At 68.9% G+C, this 20,818-nt stretch carries 17 protein-coding genes; 13 read left to right on the plus strand and 4 right to left on the minus strand.

Going from position 1 to position 20,818, the window contains the following annotated elements; all coding sequences use genetic code 11:
* Nucleotides 1-6 precede the first annotated feature (6 nt).
* Both ACNI65_RS00720 and ACNI65_RS00725 read left to right on the plus strand, forming a co-directional pair.
* Nucleotides 7-3,192 carry an efflux RND transporter permease subunit gene (locus ACNI65_RS00720; protein ID WP_416760643.1) on the plus strand — a complete coding sequence of 1,062 codons (3,186 nt, stop codon included), beginning with the start codon at nt 7-9 and terminating at the stop codon, nt 3,190-3,192.
* 2 nt (nt 3,193-3,194) lie between these two features.
* Nucleotides 3,195-4,595: an efflux transporter outer membrane subunit gene (locus tag ACNI65_RS00725; protein ID WP_416760644.1), complete on the plus strand. Its 1,401-nt coding sequence runs from the start codon at nt 3,195-3,197 to the stop codon at nt 4,593-4,595.
* A 205-nt stretch (nt 4,596-4,800) separates the two neighbouring features.
* Here the strand turns inward: ACNI65_RS00725 and ACNI65_RS00730 are convergent, their stop codons facing one another.
* The 3 genes from ACNI65_RS00730 to ACNI65_RS00740 form a co-directional block, all read right to left on the minus strand.
* Nucleotides 4,801-5,703: an NAD(P)-dependent oxidoreductase gene (locus tag ACNI65_RS00730; protein ID WP_416760645.1), complete on the minus strand. Its 903-nt coding sequence runs from the start codon at nt 5,701-5,703 to the stop codon at nt 4,801-4,803.
* Between the two features lie 150 nt (nt 5,704-5,853).
* Complete coding sequence (locus ACNI65_RS00735) at nt 5,854-6,990, minus strand: PilT/PilU family type 4a pilus ATPase (protein WP_416760646.1); 1,137 nt, start codon at nt 6,988-6,990, stop codon at nt 5,854-5,856.
* Between the two features lie 94 nt (nt 6,991-7,084).
* Nucleotides 7,085-8,128 (minus strand): type IV pilus twitching motility protein PilT, encoded by a 1,044-nt coding sequence (locus ACNI65_RS00740; protein WP_416760647.1) that lies wholly within the window; start codon nt 8,126-8,128, stop codon nt 7,085-7,087.
* Between the two features lie 25 nt (nt 8,129-8,153).
* On the opposite strand from ACNI65_RS00740, the gene ACNI65_RS00745 reads away from it, so the two are divergent.
* The 10 genes from ACNI65_RS00745 (at nt 8,154) to ylqF (ending at nt 18,186) form a co-directional block, all read left to right on the plus strand.
* Nucleotides 8,154-8,882: a YggS family pyridoxal phosphate-dependent enzyme gene (locus tag ACNI65_RS00745; RefSeq protein ID WP_416760648.1), complete on the plus strand. Its 729-nt coding sequence runs from the start codon at nt 8,154-8,156 to the stop codon at nt 8,880-8,882.
* On the plus strand, nt 8,882-10,372 hold the full coding sequence (locus tag ACNI65_RS00750; protein WP_416760649.1) for a diguanylate cyclase: 1,491 nt from the start codon (nt 8,882-8,884) through the stop codon (nt 10,370-10,372). The genes ACNI65_RS00745 and ACNI65_RS00750 overlap by 1 nt, the downstream gene beginning before the upstream one ends.
* Nucleotides 10,373-10,704: 332 nt before the next feature.
* Nucleotides 10,705-12,267, plus strand: coding sequence for a methyl-accepting chemotaxis protein (locus tag ACNI65_RS00755; protein WP_416760650.1), 1,563 nt, complete (start codon nt 10,705-10,707; stop codon nt 12,265-12,267).
* Nucleotides 12,268-12,330: 63 nt separating this feature from the next.
* Nucleotides 12,331-12,672, plus strand: coding sequence for an energy transducer TonB (locus ACNI65_RS00760; protein WP_416760651.1), 342 nt, complete (start codon nt 12,331-12,333; stop codon nt 12,670-12,672).
* A gap of 143 nt (nt 12,673-12,815) precedes the next feature.
* Nucleotides 12,816-13,301, plus strand: coding sequence for a hypothetical protein (locus ACNI65_RS00765; protein WP_416760652.1), 486 nt, complete (start codon nt 12,816-12,818; stop codon nt 13,299-13,301).
* A 195-nt stretch (nt 13,302-13,496) separates the two neighbouring features.
* Nucleotides 13,497-13,796: a hypothetical protein gene (locus ACNI65_RS00770; protein WP_416760653.1), complete on the plus strand. Its 300-nt coding sequence runs from the start codon at nt 13,497-13,499 to the stop codon at nt 13,794-13,796.
* 10 nt (nt 13,797-13,806) lie between these two features.
* Nucleotides 13,807-15,264, plus strand: a complete 1,458-nt coding sequence (locus ACNI65_RS00775) for a TolC family protein (RefSeq protein ID WP_416760654.1) — start codon at nt 13,807-13,809, stop codon at nt 15,262-15,264.
* A 22-nt stretch (nt 15,265-15,286) separates the two neighbouring features.
* Nucleotides 15,287-16,699 (plus strand): multicopper oxidase family protein, encoded by a 1,413-nt coding sequence (locus ACNI65_RS00780; protein ID WP_416760655.1) that lies wholly within the window; start codon nt 15,287-15,289, stop codon nt 16,697-16,699.
* 57 nt (nt 16,700-16,756) lie between these two features.
* A complete protein-coding gene (locus ACNI65_RS00785) occupies nt 16,757-17,152 on the plus strand; it encodes a copper-binding protein (RefSeq protein WP_416760656.1) in 396 nt (131 codons plus the stop codon).
* A gap of 32 nt (nt 17,153-17,184) precedes the next feature.
* Nucleotides 17,185-18,186, plus strand: coding sequence for a ribosome biogenesis GTPase YlqF (ylqF, locus tag ACNI65_RS00790; RefSeq protein WP_416760657.1), 1,002 nt, complete (start codon nt 17,185-17,187; stop codon nt 18,184-18,186).
* On the opposite strand, the gene ACNI65_RS00795 is transcribed toward ylqF, so the two are convergent.
* Nucleotides 18,180-18,797: a trimeric intracellular cation channel family protein gene (locus tag ACNI65_RS00795; protein ID WP_416760658.1), complete on the minus strand. Its 618-nt coding sequence runs from the start codon at nt 18,795-18,797 to the stop codon at nt 18,180-18,182. The two genes, ylqF and ACNI65_RS00795, sit on opposite strands and share 7 nt — an antisense overlap.
* Nucleotides 18,798-18,910: 113 nt before the next feature.
* Between ACNI65_RS00795 and htpG the strand changes: the two genes are divergently transcribed.
* Nucleotides 18,911-20,812 carry a molecular chaperone HtpG gene (gene htpG / locus ACNI65_RS00800; RefSeq protein WP_416760659.1) on the plus strand — a complete coding sequence of 634 codons (1,902 nt, stop codon included), beginning with the start codon at nt 18,911-18,913 and terminating at the stop codon, nt 20,810-20,812.
* Nucleotides 20,813-20,818: the final 6 nt, after the last annotated feature.

A 20,818-nucleotide genomic window follows, 5' to 3' on the forward strand; every position in this document is an offset into this window, starting at 1 on the left:
CAAGACATGGCACGTTTCTTCATTGATCGCCCCATCTTCGCGTGGGTGATCGCCTTGTTCATCCTGGTCTTCGGCGGCGTCGCGGTCACGCAGCTGCCGGTGGCCCAGTACCCGACCGTGGCGCCCCCGTCGCTGTCGATCAACGTCGCCTACCCGGGCGCATCCGCCAAGACCCTGGACGAGGCGGTGATCTCCGTCATCGAGCAGGAGCTCAACGGCGCGCCGGGGCTGGCCTACATGGAGTCGGTCAGCCAGGCCAACGGCACGGGCGCGATCACGGTGACCTTCGAGTCGGGCACCAACATCGACCTGGCCCAGGTGGAAGTCCAGAACCGGCTCTCGCGCGCCACGCCCCGGCTGCCCGCCGCGGTGACGCAGCAGGGCGTGCGCGTCGACAAGGCGCGCTCCAACTTCCTGCTGTTCGTGACGCTGTCGTCCAAGGACGGCTCGATGGACCCGATCGCGCTGGGCGACTACGCCGCCCGCAACGTCGTGCCTGAGATCCAGCGGATCGCCGGCGTCGGCCAGGCGCAGCTGTTCGGTTCGGAGCAGGCGATGCGCATCTGGCTGGATCCGGCCAAGATGGAGTCGTTCAAGCTCAGCCCCGCCGAGGTCAACGCCGCCATCACCGCGCAGAACGCGCTGGTGCCGGCCGGCGTGCTGGGCGACCGCCCCAACACGAGCTCGCAGACAATGTCCGCGACGATCGTGGTCAAGGGCCAGCTCGAGAACAAGGAGCAGTTCGGCAACATCGTGCTGCGCGCCAACACCGACGGCTCCACCGTGAAGCTCAAGGACGTCGCGCGCATCGAGATGGGCGGCCAGAGCTACAGCACCTACGCCCGCCTGAACGGCCAGCCGTCCACCGGCGTGGGCGTGCAGCTCTCGCCGTCGGGCAACGCGCTGGGCACCGCCAAGGCGGTCAAGGCGCGCATGGAGGAACTCAAGAAGTACTTCCCCGCGGGCGTCGAATACAAGGTGCCGTACGACTCGTCCAAGTTCGTGCAGATCTCCATCGCGCAGGTGGTGGAGACGCTGATCGAGGCGATCGTGCTGGTGTTCCTGGTGATGTACCTGTTCCTGCAGGACTGGCGCTACACGCTGATCCCCACGCTGGTGGTGCCGGTGGCGCTGCTGGGCACCTTCGGGATCATGCTGGCGATGGGTTTCTCGATCAACGTGCTGACGCTGTTCGGCATGGTGCTCGCGATCGGCATCCTGGTCGACGATGCGATCGTCGTCGTCGAGAACGTCGAGCGCATCATGAGCGAGGAGGGCCTGTCCCCCCGCGAGGCGACCAAGAAGGCCATGGGCCAGATCTCGGGCGCCATCATCGGCATCACCACGGTGCTGATCGCTGTGTTCATCCCGATGGCGTTCTTCGCGGGCTCGGTGGGCAACATCTATCGCCAGTTCTCGCTGGCGATGGTGGCGTCCATGGCGCTGTCGGCGCTGATGGCGCTGTCGCTGACGCCCGCGCTCTGCGCGACGCTGCTCAAGCCGGTCGACGCCGGTCACCACCACGAGAAGCGCGGCTTCTTCGGCTGGTTCAACCGCGGCTTCTCGCGCACCGCCAAGGGCTACGAGGGCTGGGTCGCCAAGCTGCTCAAGCGCGCCGGTCCGATGATGGTCGCGTTCGTCGCCGTGGTCGCGCTGGTGGGCTGGCTGTACCGCTCGCTGCCGACGTCCTTCCTGCCCAATGAGGACCAGGGTTACCTGATCGTCAACGTGCAGCTGCCCCCGGGCGCGACGTCCAATCGGACGGAAGCCGCCGTGGCCGCCGTCGAGCAGTTCCTGCACAAGCAGCCGGAAGTGGCCGACACCATCGGCGTGATCGGCTTCTCGTTCTCGGGCCAGGGCCAGAACGCGGCGCTGGTGTTCGTGCCGCTCAAGCCCTGGGACGAGCGCAAGGGCGCGGAGCACTCGGCCTCGGCGCTGGCCGGCCGGGTGATGGGCGCGATGATGGTGGGCGTGCGTGACGCGTTCATCTTCCCGCTGTCGCCGCCTCCGATCCAGGAACTGGGCAACGCGACCGGCTTCGCGCTGCGCCTGCAGGATCGCGCCGGCCTGGGCCATGAGGCCCTGCTCAACGCGCGCAACCAGCTGATGGGCATGGCGCAGAAGAGCAAGCTGATCGGCACCATCCGTCCGGACGGCCTGGAGGACGCGCCGCAGCTGCAGATCGACATCGACCGCGCCAAGGCGCAGGCGCTGGGCGTCTCGTTCGACACCATCACCCGCGTGCTCGGCACGCAGCTGGGCTCGGCCTACATCAACGACTTCCCGAGCGCCGGCCGCATGCAGCGCGTCGTGGTGCAGGCCGACGCGGCGCGCCGCTCGACCCCGGAAGACGTGCTCAAGCTCAACGTGACGAACGCGTCGGGCGGGAACGTGCCGGTCTCGGCCTTCGCGACCAGCCGCTGGATCACGGGCCAGATGCAGGCCGCGCGCTACAACGGCTATCCGGCGATGCGCCTGGCCGGCGATCCGGCCGCGGGCGTGTCCTCGGGCGAGGCGATGAAGGAACTGGAGAACATGGTCGCCCAGCTGCCCGCGGGCATCGGCTTCGAGTGGACCGGCCTGTCCCGCGAGGAACAGCTGTCGGGCTCGCAGGCAAGCATCCTGCTGGCGTTCTCGCTGCTGGCGGTGTTCCTCTGCCTGGCCGCGCTGTATGAGAGCTGGTCGATTCCGCTGTCGGTGATGCTGGTGGTGCCGCTGGGCCTGTTCGGCGCGCTGCTGGGCGCGACGCTGCGCGGCATGCCCAACGACGTGTACTTCAAGGTGGGCCTGATCACGATCATCGGCCTGTCGGCGAAGAACGCGATCCTGATCATCGAGTTCGCCAAGGACCTGCAGGCGCAGGGCAAGGGGCTCGTGGAGTCGATCCTGGAGGCGGCGCACCTGCGCTTCCGTCCGATCATCATGACCTCGATGGCCTTCATCCTGGGCGTGACGCCGCTGTTCTTCGCGAGCGGCGCCGGCTCGGCGAGCCAGCGCGCGATCGGCACCGGTGTGCTGTCGGGCATGGTGAGCGCGACGGTGCTGGCGGTGGTGTTCGTGCCGGTGTTCTTCCTGGTGGTGCGCCGCTTCTTCAAGGGCAGCGAGCGCCAGCGCAAGATGTACGCGCATGAGCTCGATGGCCCCAATGCCGCGACTGCCGCAGCGACGGCCCGCAACGCGGACGGAGTCTGACGATGATGACGAGAAAACTTTCTGTGATGGCCGCCGCGGCCGCGACCGTGGCGCTGCTGGCGGGTTGCGTGAACCTGGCCCCCGAGCACCAGCGCCCCGAGGCGCCGGTGTCGCCGCAGTGGCCGCAGGGCCCGGGCGCGGAGGCGTCGGACGCCAAGGCGGCCACCGAGCTGCAATGGCAGCAGTTCTTCCGCGATGAGCGGCTGAAGCAGCTGATCGAGCTGGCGCTGAAGAACAACCGCGACCTGCGGGTCGCGCTGCTCAACGTCGACGTGGCGCAGGCGCAGGCCAACGTCACGGCGGCCAGCCGCTGGCCGACGGTCAACGTGGGGCTGTCGGCCTCGCGCGGGCCGCAGACGACGTCCAACGGCGACAGCAAGGTCGTCAGCGCCTATCAGGCGGGTCTGCAGATCACCTCGTATGAGATCGACCTGTTCAGCCGCGTGAAGAACCAGAGCGCCGCGGCGTTCGCGCAGTACCTGGCCACCGGCGAGGCGGCGCGCACGGCGCAGATCAGCCTGATCGCGGGTGTGGCGCAGGCCTATCTCGCGGTGCAGGCCGACGAGGAGCTGCTCGCGCTGACCCGCCAGACGCTGACCACGCGCGAGGACAGCCTGAAGCTGATGCAGCTGAAGTTCGACAACGGCGCGGCGTCCAACCTGGACCTGAGCACGTCGAAGTCCTCGTATGAATCGGCGCGCGCGACGCTGGCGCAGGCCGAGCGCACGCGCCAGCAGGACGTGAACGCGCTGACGCTGCTGGTGGGGCAGCCGCTGCCGGAGTCGCTGACGGCCGCGCAGCCGCTGAGCGATCAGACGATGGGCGCGCTGCTGGCGGGCTTGCCGTCGCAGGTGCTGGTGACCCGTCCGGACGTGCGTCAGGCCGAGCAGCAGCTGGTGGCGGCGGAAGCCAACATCGGCGTGGCGCGGGCCGCGTACTTCCCGAGCATCTCGCTGACGAGCAGCGTGGGCACGGCGAGCAGCGCGTTGAAGGACCTGTTCAGCCAGACGGCGTGGAACATCGCGGGGTCGGCGCTGATGCCGATCTTCGATGCGGGCCGGGTGCGCAACAACGTGGCGGCGGCGCGGGCCAACCGCGAGATCGCGGTCGCCCAGTACGAGAAGACCGTGCAGACGGCCTTCAAGGAAGTGGCGGACGCGTTGGCGGGCCGGGCGACGCTGGATGAGCAGCTGCGCGCGCAGGAAGCGCAGGCCACGGCCGAGGCCACGCGGCTGGAGCTGGTGGATCTGAGCTATCGCAATGGCGCGGCGTCCAGCCTGGACCTGCTGGATGCGCAGCGCGCGAGCTTCGCCGCGCGCCAGGCCGCGCTGCAGGTGCGGCTGGCGCAGCTGCAGAACCAGGTGCAGCTCTACAAGGTGCTGGGCGGCGGTCAGCCGGGTTGATCGGCTTCTCCCCAACGACAAACGGCGCCTCCCTCGCGGGTGGCGCCGTTTTTCTTTAGCCCCTCGCCCGCGGAGCGGGAGAGGGGTTGGGGTGAGGGCTCGTGTGCGGGCACGGTGCCCTTCGCCGAGCCCTCACCCCTCCCTCTCCCGCTTCGCGGGCGAGGGCGATCGATTGGCGGTCTGCGTACTTCCAGACCTCAGTTCTTCAGCGCAGGCGCTTGATCAGGCTCGACGTGTCGAAGCGATTGCCGCCCATCTCCTGCACGTCCGCGTAGAACTGATCCACCAGCGCCGTCAGCGGCAGCCGGGCGCCATTGCGCCGCGCTTCATCGAGCACCAGCCCCAGGTCCTTGCGCATCCAGTCCACGGCGAAGCCGAAGTCGAACTTGTCCTCGACCATGGTCTTGCCGCGGTTGTCCATCTGCCAGCTCTGCGCGGCGCCCTTGCCGATGACGTCGAGCACCAGCGGCATCGGCAGGCCGCTCTTCTGACCGAAAGCGATGGCCTCGGACAGTCCCTGGACGATGCCCGCGATGCAGATCTGGTTGACCATCTTGGCGAGCTGGCCCGCGCCGGCCTCGCCCACCCGCGTCACGGCCTTGGCCATGTGCATCGCCACCGGCTGGACACGGGCGAAGACCGCCTCGTCGCCGCCGCACATCACGGTGAGCGCGCCATTGACCGCGCCGGCCTGTCCGCCGGACACCGGCGCGTCGATGAAATGCAACCCGCGCTTCGCCGCCTCGGCGGCCAACTCGCGCGCGACCTCGGCGGACGCGGTCGTGTGATCGACGAAGACCGCACCCGGCTTCATCCCGGCGAAGGCGCCGTCGTCGCCCAGCACGACCGAGCGCAGGTCGGCGTCATTGCCGACGCAGCAGAAGACGATGTCGGCGCCCTGGGCCGCTTCACGCGGCGTCGGGGCGGAGGCGCCGCCGAACTCGGCGGTCCAGGCCTGCGCCTTGGCGGCGGAGCGGTTGTAGACGGTGACCTGCTGCCCGGCCTTGGCCAGGTGGCCGGCCATCGGGAATCCCATCACGCCCAGTCCCAGGAAGGACACGCGCTGGGAAGGGGTCGATTCGTAGGAACGCTGGCCGATGCTGCTCATGGAGGGACCTGTCGGAGGGTATTGAATACCCACCAATTGTGGCCCTATCGCAGCCCCGATTTGGGATGCACCGCTAGGCGTGAACCACAGCCATAGCAGCGCTATGGCGAGGATTCACAACGACGCGGAGCGCCCAAAGCGGGGTTGTGATCAGACGATCGTGAGGTGTTCCGTCCCCGACGACAGATCGCCGCTGCGCGCCCGCTCGCTGTTGAGCTTGATCTGCAGGCGCAGGTCGTTCACCGAGTCGGCGTTGCGCAGCGCGTCCTCGTAGGTCACCTTGCCGAACTCGTAGAGGTCGAACAGCGCCTGGTCGAAGGTCTGCATGCCGAGCTCGCGCGAGCGCTTCATGATTTCCTTGATCTCGCCCACCTCGCCCTTGAAGATCAGGTCGCTGATCAGCGGCGTGTTCAGCAGGATCTCCACCGCGGCGATCCGGCCCTTGCCCTCCTGGCGCGGCAGCAGCCGCTGCGACACCAGCGCCTTCAGGTTCAGCGACAGGTCCATCAGCAGCTGCGCGCGGCGTTCTTCCGGGAAGAAGTTGATGATCCGGTCCAGCGCCTGGTTGGCGCTGTTGGCGTGCAGCGTGGCCATGCACAGGTGACCCGTCTCGGCGAAGGCCACCGCGTGCTCCATCGTCTCGCGATCGCGGATCTCACCCATCAGGATCACGTCCGGCGCCTGACGCAGCGTGTTCTTCAGCGCCTGCTCCCAGCCTTCGGTGTCGAGGCCGACTTCGCGCTGGCTGACGATGCAGTTCTTGTGCGGGTGCACGAACTCGACCGGATCCTCGATCGTGATGATGTGGCCGTAGGTCGTCTCGTTGCGGTGGTCCACCATCGCCGCCAGCGAGGTGCTCTTGCCCGAGCCCGTCGCGCCGACCAGGATCACCAGGCCGCGCTTGGTCTGCACCACGTCCTTCAGGATCGGCGGCAGCTCCAGCGACTCCACCGTGGGCAGCGTCTGCGGAATCGTCCGCAGCACCAGCGCCACGTGGCCCTGCTGGATGTAGGCGTTGACGCGGAAGCGGCCGATGCCCTGCGGCGAGATCGCGAAGTTGCATTCCTTCGTGCGCTCGAAGTCCGCGGCCTGCTTGTCGTTCATGATCGCCCGCGCCAGCTGCAGCGTGTGCTGGCCGGTCAGCGGCTGAGGCGACACCTTGGTCACCTTGCCGTCGACCTTCACCGCGGGCGGGAACTCGGCCGTCAGGAACAGGTCGGAGCCCTTGCGCGACACCATCAGGCGAAGCAGATCGTTGATGAACTTGGTGGCCTGATCGCGCTCCATGGCGGGGTCCCTTCCTGGTCGCCGGCCGCCCGGCGCTCAGCCGTCCGGACTCCGGTCGATGTTGTCGTTGTGGTGGTGGTCCGGCCGCGCGCGTTCAGCCGGGGAAGTTCTCGGGCATCTTCGCCTTGGCGCGCGCCTCGGCGGGGCTGATGACGTTGCGGCGGACCAGGTCGGTCAGGCACTGGTCCAGCGTCTGCATGCCCAGGTTGTTGCCCGTCTGGATCGACGAGTACATCTGCGCGATCTTGTTCTCGCGGATCAGGTTCCGGATCGCCGCGGTGCCCAGCATGATCTCGTGCGCCGCCACGCGGCCGCTGCCGTCCTTGGTCTTGCACAGCGTCTGCGAGATCACCGCCTGCAGCGATTCCGACAGCATCGCGCGGACCATGTCCTTCTCGGCCGCGGGGAACACGTCGACGATCCGGTCCACCGTCTTGGCGGCCGAGGACGTGTGCAGCGTGCCGAAGACCAGGTGACCCGTTTCCGCCGCGGTCAGCGCCAGGCGGATGGTCTCCAGGTCCCGCATTTCACCGACCAGGATGCAGTCAGGGTCCTCGCGCAGCGCCGAGCGCAGCGCGTTGGCGAAGCTCATCGTGTGCGGGCCGACCTCGCGCTGGTTGACCAGGCACTTCTTGGACTCGTGCACGAACTCGATCGGGTCCTCGACGGTCAGAATGTGGCCGTACTCGTTCTCGTTGAGGTGGTTGACCATCGCCGCCAGCGTGGTCGACTTGCCCGAGCCCGTCGGCCCCGTGACCAGCACGATGCCGCGCGGCTTCATCGCCAGCTCGGTGAACACCTTGGGGCAGTTCAGCTGCTCCAGCGTCAGGATCTTGCTCGGAATGGTCCGGAACACGGCGCCCGCGCCGCGGTTCTGGTTGTAGGCGTTGACGCGGAAGCGCGCCAGGCCCTGGATCTCGAACGAGAAGTCGACTTCCAGCGTCTCCTCGTAGGTCTTGCGCTGGGCGTCGCTCATGATGTCGTAGACCATGTCGTGCACCTGGCGGTGCTCGAGGGCCTCGACGTTGATGCGCCGCACGTCGCCATGGACGCGGATCATGGGGGGCAGTCCCGCGGACAAGTGAAGGTCGGAGGCCTTGTTCTTGACCGAGAATGCCAGCAGTTGGGTGATGTCCATGGGATGAAGAAAAGCGTTGGCGATTATGGCGACGATCTCCGAGAACATACAACAGCTCCATGGCCGCATTGAGAGGGCTTGCCTGCAGGCGTCGCGGTCTGTGGACACCGTCACGCTGCTGGTGGTAACAAAGACTTTCCCGGCCGCGGATGTGAGAGAAGCCTTCCTCGCGGGCGAGCGCCGCTTCGGGGAGAACTACGTCCAGGAGGGCGTGGACAAGATCGAGGCGCTGGCCGACCTGCGCGATCAGGTCGAATGGCACCTGATCGGGCCCCTGCAGAGCAACAAGACCCGGGTCGTCGCGGAGCGCTTCGACTGGGTGCACAGCGTCGACCGCCTCAAGATCGCGCAGCGCCTGGCCGAGCAGCGTCCGCCCGGGCTGGCCCCGCTCAACGTCTGCCTGCAGGTCAACATCAGCGGCGAGGACTCCAAGAGCGGCCTGGCCCCGGCCGAGGTGGCCGAGGTCGCGCGGGCCGTGGCCGCGCTGACGGGCCTGCGCCTGCGCGGGCTGATGGCCATTCCCGAGCCCGCCGACACGCTGGACGCCCAGCGCGTGCCGCACCGGGCGCTGGCGGCGCTGCTGGCCGAGCTCAACACCGCGCTGGGCCTGGCCATGGACACGCTCAGCATGGGCATGAGCGCCGACATGGACGCCGCCATCCTGGAAGGCGCGACGATGGTGCGCGTGGGGTCGGCGATCTTCGGCTCGCGGCCCCGTCCTGCGGCGCAAACGCCCCCTCCCACGGTGACCTGATGGACCCGCTCCAACGCCCAGGCGACCTGGTGCCCGAGACCCCGGGCGACCTGTCGATCCGGGCGTTGTGGCGCCACGGCCGGCCCGCGGAGCGGGCCTGGGTACTGGGCGGATGGCTGGCGACGATCCTGGCCTGCATCGGGCTGGGGCTGGCCACCGTGCGCGAGGGCTGGTCGGGCATTCCGGTGGACCTGGGCGGCGCCAACGCCTTCCTGACCTTCTACCCGCCCATCCCGCTGTGCCTGTGGTGGACGCTGACGATGGGCTGGCGCTGGGGCGCCGTGCCGGCCTGGCTGGCGACCTTCGTCCTGGCGCTGGACGCGCACCTGGCGCCGCTGTGGGCGGCGGTCTTCGCCTGCGCCAATCCGCTGGGGCTGGGCGTGCTGGCGCTGGGTTACCGCGCCGTCGGCGCGCCGCGCGGGCTGCGCAGCCTGCGCGCCTGGCTCTTCTTCGTGCCGCTGTGTTTCGTCGCGGCGGTGTTCAGCTCCGCCGGCGCGCTGATCTGGAACTTCAGCCATGACCTCGCCGCCGAGCGCCAGCTCCCGATCTGGCAGGGCTGGTGGCTGGGCGCCTTCCTGCAGAGCGCGCTGCTGGGCGGACCGCTGATGGCGCTGACCTGGCCGCGGCTGTCGCGCTGGATCCTGGCCCGGCCCGCGCTCTTCACGCCGCCGCCCAGCGGGCGCCGCGCGATGGGCCTGGGCCTGCTGTTCGTGATCGTGCTGGCGGTGCTGGGCTATGGGCTGGTCAGCCTGGGCCTGGGCTCGCTGCAGCTGCGCGCGGCGCTGGCCAGTCAGGACTGGAGCCGGCTGGAAGAGGCCTCCCGCCTGATGCTCAGCACGGCGTGGGTGTTCTTCTGGGTCTTCACGCTCATCGTGCTGTTCGTGGCGCAGTTCGGTTACCAGGCGCTGTCGCGCTGGCTGCGCTCGACCGAGGCCCTGGTCGCGCAGCTGGCCCGGGTCAACGCGGAACTGGAACAACGCTCGCGCACCGACGGTCTGACCGGCCTGGCCAACCGCATGGCCACGGAGGAGGGTCTGCGTGCGCTGCTGCGCACGGTGCGCCGCTACCGGACGCCGTCCGCCTTGCTGATGCTGGACATCGACCACTTCAAGCAGGTCAACGACCGCCACGGCCACGCCGCCGGCGACGCCGTGATCCGCGCGCTGGCCGAGGTGCTCAAGTCGTCCTCGCGCGACGTGGACCTGCCCGGGCGTGTCGGCGGCGAGGAGTTCGTCGTCGGACTGGCCCACACCGACCTGCCCGGCGCGCGGCGTTTCACCGAGCGGCTGCGCGAGCGCGTCGCCGCCTCGCCGGTGACCGTGGACGGCAACGCGATCGCGTACACCGTCAGCATCGGCGTGACGCTGCTGCGCCAGGACGACGCGGCCATCGAGGACCCGCTGCGCCGCGCCGATGCGGCGATGTACCGCGCCAAGCAGGGTGGGCGCAATCGCGTCGAACTGGACGCCGGGGACGCGGGCAAGGCCTGACCCCTCGCGGGACGCCGTCGCGACGGGCTGCGCGGTTACGGTGCGGGTACGCGCCGCATGCACGCGGAACGCGCACGAATGTGCAGGAATGGTGAAACCGCGACGAGCGGCTTATTAGGGCTTCTACCAAGAGGGCCACACGCCCGTTTTCATTCAGTTGCAAGTGCCGCGTCAGAATTCACGGGCCCTTGGAACCGGCATGAATTACCCGAATCAAGTGCAACGATGATCGCGCCGAAGCCGATGGTCGGATCCGCCCCACAAGCGTCAACAGCGCTTGCGAGGAGAGGGCGGACCGGCCATTCAACAACTCATCCGTTGCGAGGGAATCGATGTCGTTTCTGTCCCGCCTGCGTATCGGCCAGCGCCTGACGCTGAGCTACGCGCTGCTGATCCTGCTGCTGGTCGTGATCGGTGCCTTCGGCGCCCACAACGCCAGCCGCCTGTCCCATGACCTGAGCACGACGGCCGATTCCAGCCTGGTGAAGATCAAGCTCGCCAACGCCCTGGAGAGCGACGTCAACGTCATCGCCCGCGCGTCCCGCGACCTGCTGCTGCTCGACACCGCCAACGCGATCAAGCGCCAGAAGGCCGACATCGCGCAAGCGCTGGAAGACGGCCAGAAGCAGCTGACCGAGCTCGAGGGCAAGGTCGGCGACGTCAAGGAAGACAAGGACGCCGTGGCCAAGGTCCGCGAGCAGCAGTCCAGGTTCGCCGCGTCCGTCGCCAAGTTCCTGACCGTGCAGCAGGACGGCAGCCCGGACGAGGCCCGTGAGACCCTGATCAAGGAAGTGCGCCCGGTCCAGAAGGACTACCAGGACGCGCTCAAGAGCCTGGTGGACCTGCAGTTCACCGCCGGCCGTGACCTGGCCGAAGGCGGCGCCAAGCTGGCCAACCAGTCGATCCTGATCACCGGCGTGCTGGTCGTGATCGCCGTGATCATCGGCGGCGTGGGCGGCCTGACGATCGCGCGCTCGATCATCGTGCCGGCCCGCAAGGCCAAGGACGCCGCCCAGGCGATCAGCTCGGGCGACCTGTCGCAGCACATCGACGTGCAGGGCTCCGACGAGCTGGCGCAGATGCTGGGCGCGATGCGCGACATGCAGACCGCGCTGTCGGGCGTGGTGGCCAGCGTGAGCGCCGCTGCGGGCGAGGTCGCGCAGAACTCCAACGAGATCGCCGGCTCCAACGTGGATCTGTCGGACCGCACCGCGCGTTCCGCCGAGAGCCTGCAGAACACGGCCGCATCGGTCGAGCAGATCGCCTCCAACCTGAACGGTGCCAGCGAGCTGACCCGCAAGGCCGCGGGCATCGCCACCAAGGCGCGCCAGTCGGCCTCGGCCGGCGGCACGGTGGTGAGCCAGGTCGTGTCGACGATGGAAGAGATCAGCGCGAGCTCGCGCAAGATCGGCGACATCATCGGCGTGATCGACGGCATCGCCTTCCAGACCAACATCCTGGCGCTGAACGCCGCCGTGGAAGCCGCGCGTGCCGGCGAGCACGGCAAGGGCTTCGCGGTGGTGGCGTCGGAAGTGCGCGCGCTGGCCTCGCGCTCGGCGCAGGCCGCCAAGGAGATCAAGGTGCTGATCCAGGAATCGTCCGTGAAGGTCGAGAACGGCACGGCCCTGGTCAACAACGCCGGCGCGACGATCCGTTCCGTCGTGGACGAGGTCAACAACATGGGCCAGCTGATCGAGGAGATCTCGCACTCGGCCCAGGAGCAGGCGGCTGGTGTCGGCGTCGTGAACAACGCGATGAACGAGCTGGACCGCGCGACGCAGCAGAACACCACGCTGGTCGACGAGCTGACCCGTTCCACCGATTCGCTGCGTGACAGCAGCTCCCGCCTGGTCGAAGCCGTCGGCTTCTTCAACACCGCGCGGGCCGCGAGCTGATCGCGTCCCCAGTTCCTACCGGAAACCCGATTTCCTCACCCCAAGACGTACGAGGTCCCAAAGATGAGCAAGCAACTGACCAAGACTGTTTCCCGCACCCTGCTGGGCCTGGCCGCCGCGCTGACCCTGGCCGCCGGCGCCGCCCACGCCACCCCGAAGATCGTCAAGAAGGTGCCGCCGGAGTTCCCGGCCGAAGCCGCCCGCCAGTCGATCTCGCAAGGCTCCGTGCGCGCCAAGATGAACATCGAGCCCGATGGCAAGGTGTCCGGCGTGGAGATCCTGGAAGCCGAGCCGCGCAAGGTCTTCGACAAGGCCGTCACCCGCGCGCTGATGGACTGGAAGTTCGAGCCGAGCGGCCAGAAGGAAACGCACGAGGTCAAGCTCGTGTTCAAGAACGAGGACTGAGCGCGCAGGCGTTCACCTCCGCGATCCGCGAGGATCGTCTTGCCAGAAGAGGGCCGCGCGAGCGGCCCTTTCTCATGGTGCGTCCGCGCGCGCTTCAGGGTGACCTAAGACGGGCGGGGCGGGCTCGCCTACACTCGGCGCCCATGTCGCATCCGCAGCACCTCGGCCCGCGCCGGCTCCTCTGGAGCCGCTGGCTGGTGCTCGCCGTGCTGGCGCTGACCTTGCCACTGCAAGGCGCGCTGGCCGCGACGATGGGCATCGGCATGGCGCTGATGGGCGCATCCGGCGGGCAGGGCGGCGATGTCGTCACGACAATGCCGACCGATTGCCACGAGATGGCCGCCATGGACATGAGCGCCATCGGCCACGACATGACCGGGATGGATCACGCCGTCGCGCAGGATGCCCACGATGGTCATGACGCTCCATCCGACGCGTCGATGGACCACGCTTCCGATCACCACTGCGGCATCTGCCTGCAGTGCTGCGTCGGCGCCGCGATGCTGATCGCGCCGCTGTCGCTGGCCGCGCAGGACCTGCGCGACGCCGCCCCCACGCTCCGCGCGCTCGACGCGCCCGAGCCCGCGCCGCAGCCCTTCGAGCGGCCGCCCAAATCCTTCCTCGCCTGAACGCCGGCGCTCGTCTTCGACGAGCCGCCGCTTGCGTTGCCGCCGGGCCCCGACCGCAGCCCTCACCCCTCCCTCTCCCGCAAGCGGGAGAGGGGGCGCATGCCACCACTCGTTGACCCCCTCTCCCGCTTGCGGGAGAGGGCAGGGGTGAGGGCCAGAGGCGGTGGCACTGCTCCGAATTCTTGCGAGGAAGCCATGTCTTCTCGATTGCCTTGCCTGCTGGCGCTGACGCTGACCTTGGGGTCGGCCCTGGCTGCGCCCCCTGATCCCGCTGACGCACGGATCACTTCACCCGCGCCGCGCGTCCAGGCACCTATCGCGGCCTCCGCGGCCGCAGTCACCGACCCTGGCGTTGGCGACTGGCGTCAAGCCAACCGTCGTGTCGCCGAAGCCGGCGGCTGGCGCGCGCTGCTGCGCGAGAGCCAAGCCGCGAACGCGCCGCCCAAGCCCGCGAGCGCCGCGTCCGCGCCCGCCCGCGGCCATCACCACCATTGAGGAGCCCGAGATGTCCTCGACGACTCCTTCCTTCGGCCTGACCCGGACGCCGTGGCTGGCGCTGCTCGCGCTGAGCCTCACTGGCTGCGCCTCGCTCGCGCCGGAACAGGCCGCCGCGCCGATCCAGCAGCACAGCCGCGACTGGCTGCAGGCCGACCTGCCGCTGCAGCGCACCGATGACCAGCGCGCCGCCGCCCGGGCACGCACCGAGGCGCTGCTCGCGCGTCCGCTCGACGCGCCGGGCGCGGTGCAGCTCGCGTTGCTCAATCACCGCGGCCTGCAGGCCAGCCTGTACGGCCTGGGCATCGCCGACGCGGAACGCGTGCAGACGCTGCTCTGGCCCAACCCGGTGCTCAACATCGGCCGCATGGTCCGCGGCGACGAACGCGAGATCGAACGCGGACTCGAGTTCAACCTGCTGAGCCTGCTCGGCCGCGGCGCGCGACAGGACGCCAGCGCTCGCGCCCTGGCCGCCGAGCAGGCCCGCGTCGCGCAGCAGCTGCTGGACGTGGCCTCGCAGGCGCGTCGCGCGTGGGTGCAGGCAGTCGCCTCGCAGGAGCAACTCCAACACGCGCACACCGTGCTCGACTCCGCCTCGGCCGGTGCCGAGCTCGCGCTGCGCATGCGCCAGGCCGGCAACGTGAGCGCGCTGCGGCTGGCGCGCGAACGCGCCGTGCTGGCCGAATCGCAACTCGCGCTGGAGCAGGCGCAGCTCCAGGCCGCGCGCGACCGCGAGTCGCTGGTGCGCGCGATCGGCCTCTGGGGCAACGACCTCGCCGTGCTGACGCTGCCCGAGCGCCTGCCCGAGGTGCCGGCCGACTTCCGCGCCGCGGACGACCTCGAGCGGCAGGCGGTCGCGCAGCGGCTGGACATCCTCGCGGCGAAACGCGCGTCCGAGCAGCTCGCCGCGCAGCTCGGCCTGACGCGCCAGACCGGCCGCGTGAACGTGCTGCAGCTCGGTGTGCAGCGCAACAGCAGCAACGAGGCCCCGACGCAACGCGGCATCGACCTCACCGTCGAGCTGCCGCTGTTCGACTTCGGCCAGGCCCGCGTGGCCGGCGCGCGCGAAGCCTATGGACAATCGCTCGAACGCACCGCGCAGGTCGCGATCGACGCGCGCTCCGAGGTCCGCGTCGCCCGCGCGCAGGCCGAGACCGCGTGGCGCATCGCGCGGCGTCATCGCGAGGAGCTGCTGCCGCTGGCGCGCCAGGTCTCGGACGAGACGCTGCTGCGCTACAACGGCATGCTGGTGGGCGTGATGGACCTGCTCGCCGATGCGCGCGCGCAGGCTCGCGCCGTCTCCGCCGCGCTCAACGCGCAACGCGATTTCTGGCTGGCCGAGTCCGAGCTCTCGCAAAGCCTGCTGGGCCCGGTGCGCGACACCGGCACCAGCGGCACCGGCACCGCTTCCGCTGCTTCCTCCGCTTCCCCCGCCGCCGCGCCCCAGGCCGGCGGCGCCGCGCATTGAGCGCGGCCCGCAAGGAGTCCCCATGATTTCCCGACGAAACCTGTTCGCCGCCGGTGCCGCGCTCGGCGCCGCCGGCGCGGTGAACGCGCAAGGCGTCTCTCGCGTGGCACTGGCCGCGCTGCCCGAGCCCGCGCAGCGCGACACGCCCGACACCGCCCCGCCGCTCACACCGCCCGATGGCCGGCCCTACAACCCCGTGGTCACGCTCAACGGCTGGACGCTGCCCTGGCGCATGCGCGACGGCGTCAAGGAGTTCCACCTCGTCGCCGAGCCCGTGCTGCGCGAACTCGCCCCGGGCTGCACCGCGCACCTGTGGGGTTACAACGGGCAGTCGCCGGGCCCCACGATCGAGGTCGTCGAGGGCGACCGCGTGCGCATCTACGTCACCAACAAGCTGCCCGAGCACACCAGCGTGCATTGGCACGGCCAGCGCCTGCCCAACGGCATGGACGGCGTGTCCGGCCTGACGCAGCCGGCCATCCGGCCGGGCCAGACCTTCGTCTACGAGTTCGTCGCGCGCCGGCCCGGCACCTTCATGTATCACCCGCATGCCGATGAGATGACGCAGATGGCCATGGGCATGATGGGCTTCTGGGTCACGCATCCGAAGACGCGGCATCCGCAGATCGCCGAGGTGCAGCGCGATTTCTGCTTCCTGCTGTCGAGCTACGACATCGATCCCGGCAGCTACACGCCGCGCACGATGACGATGACCGACTTCAACCTGTGGACCTGGAACAGCCGCGTGTTCCCCGGCATCGACACGCTCAACGTGCGCCAGGGCGACCGTGTGCGGATCCGCGTGGGCAACCTCACGATGACCAATCACCCGATCCACCTGCACGGCCACGAGTTCGAGGTCACCGGCACCGACGGCGGCCCCGTGCCCAGGTCGGCGCGCTGGCCCGAGGTTACGACCGATGTCGCGGTGGGGCAGATGCGGCAGATCGAGTTCCTCGCCGACGAGCCCGGCGACTGGGCGATCCATTGCCACAAGAGCCATCACACGATGAACGCGATGGGCCATGAGGTCGACACGCTGATCGGCGTCGATCACCGCGGACTCGCCGCGCGCATCAACAAGGTGATCCCGGACTACATGGCGATGGGCGAGCGCGGCATGGCCGACATGGCCGAGATGGAGATGCCGCTGCCCGAGAACACCGTGCCCATGATGGCCGGCCGCGGCCCGCATGGCTCGCTGGAGATGGGCGGCATGTTCAGCGTGATCAAGGTGCGCAAGGACCAGAAGCCCGGCGACTACCGCGATCCGGGCTGGTACGCCGCGCCTCGGGGCAGCGTCGCCCACGCGGTCGATGCGCCGACCTCCGCTCCCCAGGCGCCCGCCGCGCCCGTCGCTCCCGCTTCATCCTCGCCCGCCGCCGAGCCGCTGCGCGTGCGCAAGCCCGATGGGCACGGCCATCAAGGGCATTGAGCCCATCCGCGCCCACCAGGCCATCGACATCATTCAGACGATCAACAGGAATCCACCATGAACCGCATCCTCTTCACCGCCGCGCTCAGCCTCGCCCTCGCCGCCACCCTGAGCGCACCCGAAGCCCGCGCGCAGGCCCATGACCACTCGGGTCACGAGCAGCATGCGCAGGCTGGTGCGTCCGCCGACGCGGCCGCGCCGTCCTCGCAGGACTGGATCCCCGCCGAGGTCCGCCGCGTGGACGCCGCGCAGCAGAAACTCACGCTCAAGCACGGCGACATCCGCCATCTCGACATGCCCGGCATGACCATGCCCTTCAAGCTCGCGCCCGGCTTGCTCAGCGCCGCGCAGCTCTCCGACATGAAGGCCGGCGACAGGATCGAGGTCCGCATCGAGTCGCGCGACGGCGCGCCCACCATCGTCGAATGGCGCCCGGCGCCGGCCTCGAACTGAGGTCGCGAGCAGATCGGGGACAATCGCGCCCCATGGCGATTCAATGGTTTCCCGGGCACATGCACAAGACCCGGGGCGCGATCCGCGAGCGCATGAAAAGCGGGATCGACGTGGTCATCGAGATGCTCGATGCCCGCGTGCCCGCGAGCAGTGCCAATCCGCTGATCGCGCAACTCACTGCCGGCCGGCCGGCGCTCAAGCTGATCAACAAGCAGGATCTGGCGGATCCCGCGCGCACGGCGCAATGGCTGGCGTTCTATCGCGCCCAGCCCAACACGCACGCCGTGGCGATCCACCAGGGCCAGCCCGGCCTGGCCAAGCTGATGGCCGCGGAATGCCGCGCCCTGGCACCCAACCGCGGCGGGCTCGACAAGCCGCTGCGCGTGCTGATCTGCGGCATCCCCAACGTGGGCAAATCCACGCTGATCAACACGATCGTGGGCAAGCGCGCCGCCGCCACCGGCGATGAGCCCGGCATCACCAAGATCGAGCAGAAGATCCTGCTCGACAAGGGCGTCTACCTCTTCGACACGCCCGGCATGCTCTGGCCGAAGATCCGTGTCCCCGAAGCCGGCATCAACCTCGCCGCCAGCGGCGCCGTCGGCCGCAACGCCTTCGAGGAAGAAGTCGTCGCGCTGGACCTGCTCGGCTACCTGCGCCGCCACTATCCGCAAGCGCTCAAGACCCGCTATCAGCTCGAGCCCGACGCCTCGCTGCTCGACGGCGAAGTCCTCGCCATGATCGGCAAGCGCCGCGGCGCCGTGCTCTCCGGCGGCCGGATCAACACGCAGAAAGCCGCCGAGATCCTCCTCTACGACCTCCGCCAGGGACAGCTCGGCCGCATCACCCTCGAGACCCCCGAGGAATTCGACGAGTGGACCGCCGCCGCCGAGGCCGCCGAAGCCGCCAAGCTCGCCGAGAAGGAAGCCCGCGCCGCCGAGGCCAAGCGCGGCACGCGCGATGTCGATGGATTCGCGCTCGCCGAGGATGACGACGAAGACGAAGACGAAGACGAGGAAGAAGAAGGTCAGTGAACCTGCAACATGCCCAGCGCCGGTAGTTGCCAACCGAAGTACAGCGCCGCCAGGCGCAAGGTCGCCACGCTGACCATGCCCAGCACGAAGGCCCACCGCATCGGCATGCCCATCGCCTTCAACACAAAGTAGATCGCGATGCCGCCGATCGCGGCCGTCGCATAGATGTCCTTGCGCAGCAGCAGGGGCGCCTGGCCGCTCAGCACATCCCGCAACACGCCCCCGCCGCAGGCCGTCAACATGCCCATCAGCAGCGCGGGCATCGGCTTCACGCCATGCTCCTCGGCGATCTCGGTGCCGCACAGCGCGAACAGCGCCAGCCCCAACGCGTCCGCCACCTTGAGGATCGCGATCGCATGCTCCGGGAACGGGCCGACCATCAACGCCGCCAGGGCGCTGGCGATGATCACCAGCAGGTAGCGCGTGTCCTTCATCCAGAACACCGGATGACGGTTCAGCAGCACGTCGCGCAAGGTGCCACCCCCCACCGCCGTCATCGCCGCGATGACCAGCAACCCGAACAGGTCCAGCCCCGCCTGCATCGCGGCCAGCGCCCCGCTGACGGCAAACACCGCCACACCCAGCAAATCGAACCAATAGATCATCGGCATAGGGCGGGGAGTGTAGAGGTCCCTTGAAATCGGTCCGGACCGGGCCCATCTGCCGCCGCGATAATCCAGCCCCCATCGGGGCTCTCCCGTTGCTCTCACTTGATTCAAGAACGATGGACAAGCAAACCCACTCCTTCCAGGCCGAAGTCAAGCAGATCCTGCATCTGGTGACGCACTCGCTCTACTCCAACAAGGAGATCTTCCTGCGCGAGCTGGTCAGCAACGCCTCCGACGCCTGCGACAAGCTGCGTTTCGAGGCGCTGGACCATCCCCAGTTCCTGGAGGACCAGCCCGACCTGGAAGTCCGCGTGTCCTTCGACACCGAGGCCCGCACCGTCACCATCAGCGACAACGGCATCGGCCTGTCCGCGGAAGAGGCCATCGCCCACCTCGGCACCATCGCCAAGAGCGGCACCCGCGAGTTCATGGCCAAGCTCGAGGGCGACCAGAAGAAGGACGCCCACCTGATCGGCCAGTTCGGCGTGGGCTTCTACTCGGGCTTCATCGTCGCCGACCGCATCACCGTCGAATCGCGCCGCGCCGGACTGCCCGCCGACCAGGGCGTGCGCTGGACCTCCGAGGGCACCGGCGACTTCGAGGTCGAGACCATCACCAAGCCCGGCCGCGGCACCGACGTGATCCTCCACCTGCGCGAGGGCGAGGAGGAGTTCCTCAAGACCTGGCGCCTGAAGTCGACGATCGCCAAGTACTCCGACCACATCTCGCTGCCCATCCTGATGCGCAAGGAAGAGTGGGACGCGGACAACGCCACGCAAGTCCTCAAGGACGAGTGGGAGCCGGTGAACAAGGCCTCCGCGCTGTGGACCCGCGCCAAGAGCGACATCACGCAGGCCGAGTACGACGCCTTCTACCAGCAGATCAGCTACGACACCGAAGCCCCGCTGGCCTTCACGCACAACCGCGTCGAGGGCCGCAGCGAGTACACGCAGCTGCTCTACATCCCCGCCAAGGCACCCTTCGACCTGTGGAACCGCGACAAGCGCGGCGGCGTGAAGCTGTACGTCAAGCGCGTGTTCATCATGGATGACGCCGAGGCGCTGATGCCGGTCTACCTGCGCTTCGTGAAGGGCGTGATCGACTCGGCCGACCTGCCGCTGAACGTCAGCCGCGAGCTGCTGCAGGAAAGCCGCGACGTGAAGGCGATCCGCGAAGGCTCGACCAAGCGCGTGCTGTCGATGCTGGAGTCGCTGGCCAACAGCGAGGACGCCGGCGAGCGCGACAAGTACGCCCGCTTCTGGACCGACTTCGGCCAGGTGCTCAAGGAAGGCGTCGGCGAGGACCACACCAACCAGGAACGCCTGGTGAAGCTGCTGCGCTTCGCGTCGACCCACGCCGAGACCGGCGTGTCCTTCGCCGACTACGTGTCGCGCATGAAGGAAGGCCAGGAGGTCATCTACTACATCACCGCCGACAACCTGTCCGCCGCGAAGAACAGCCCGCAGCTCGAGATCTTCCGCAAGAAGGGTATCGAGGTGCTGCTGCTGACCGAGCGCGTGGACGAGTGGATGCTGTCCCACCTGTACGAGTTCGAGGGCAAGTCGCTGCAGTCCGTCGCCAAGGGCGCGGTCGATCTGGGCCAGCTCCAGGACGAGGAAGAGAAGAAGCAGGCCGAGGCCGCCGCCGAGCAGTTCAAGCCGGTACTGGAGCGCCTGAAGGCCGCGCTGGAAGGCCGCGCCAAGGACGTGCGCGTGACCACGCGCCTGGTGGACTCGCCGGCCTGCGTGGTCGTCGAGGAAGGCGACATCAGCGGCCACCTGGCCCGCATGCTCAAGCAGGCCGGCCAGGCCGCGCCGGTGTCGCTGCCCACGCTGGAGATCAACCCCGAGCACGCGCTCGTGCGCAAGCTCGGTTCGATCGACGCCGATGACGCCGGCCAGGCCCGCTTCGGCGACCTCGCCCAGGTGCTCTTCGACCAGGCCCTGCTCGCCGAGGGCGGCGTGCTCGAGGACCCGGCCGCCTACGTGAAGCGCGTGAACGCGCTGTTGCTGGGCTGAGGGCTG

Source organism: Roseateles sp. So40a (genome assembly GCF_048081605.1).
Lineage (GTDB): Bacteria > Pseudomonadota > Gammaproteobacteria > Burkholderiales > Burkholderiaceae_C > Roseateles.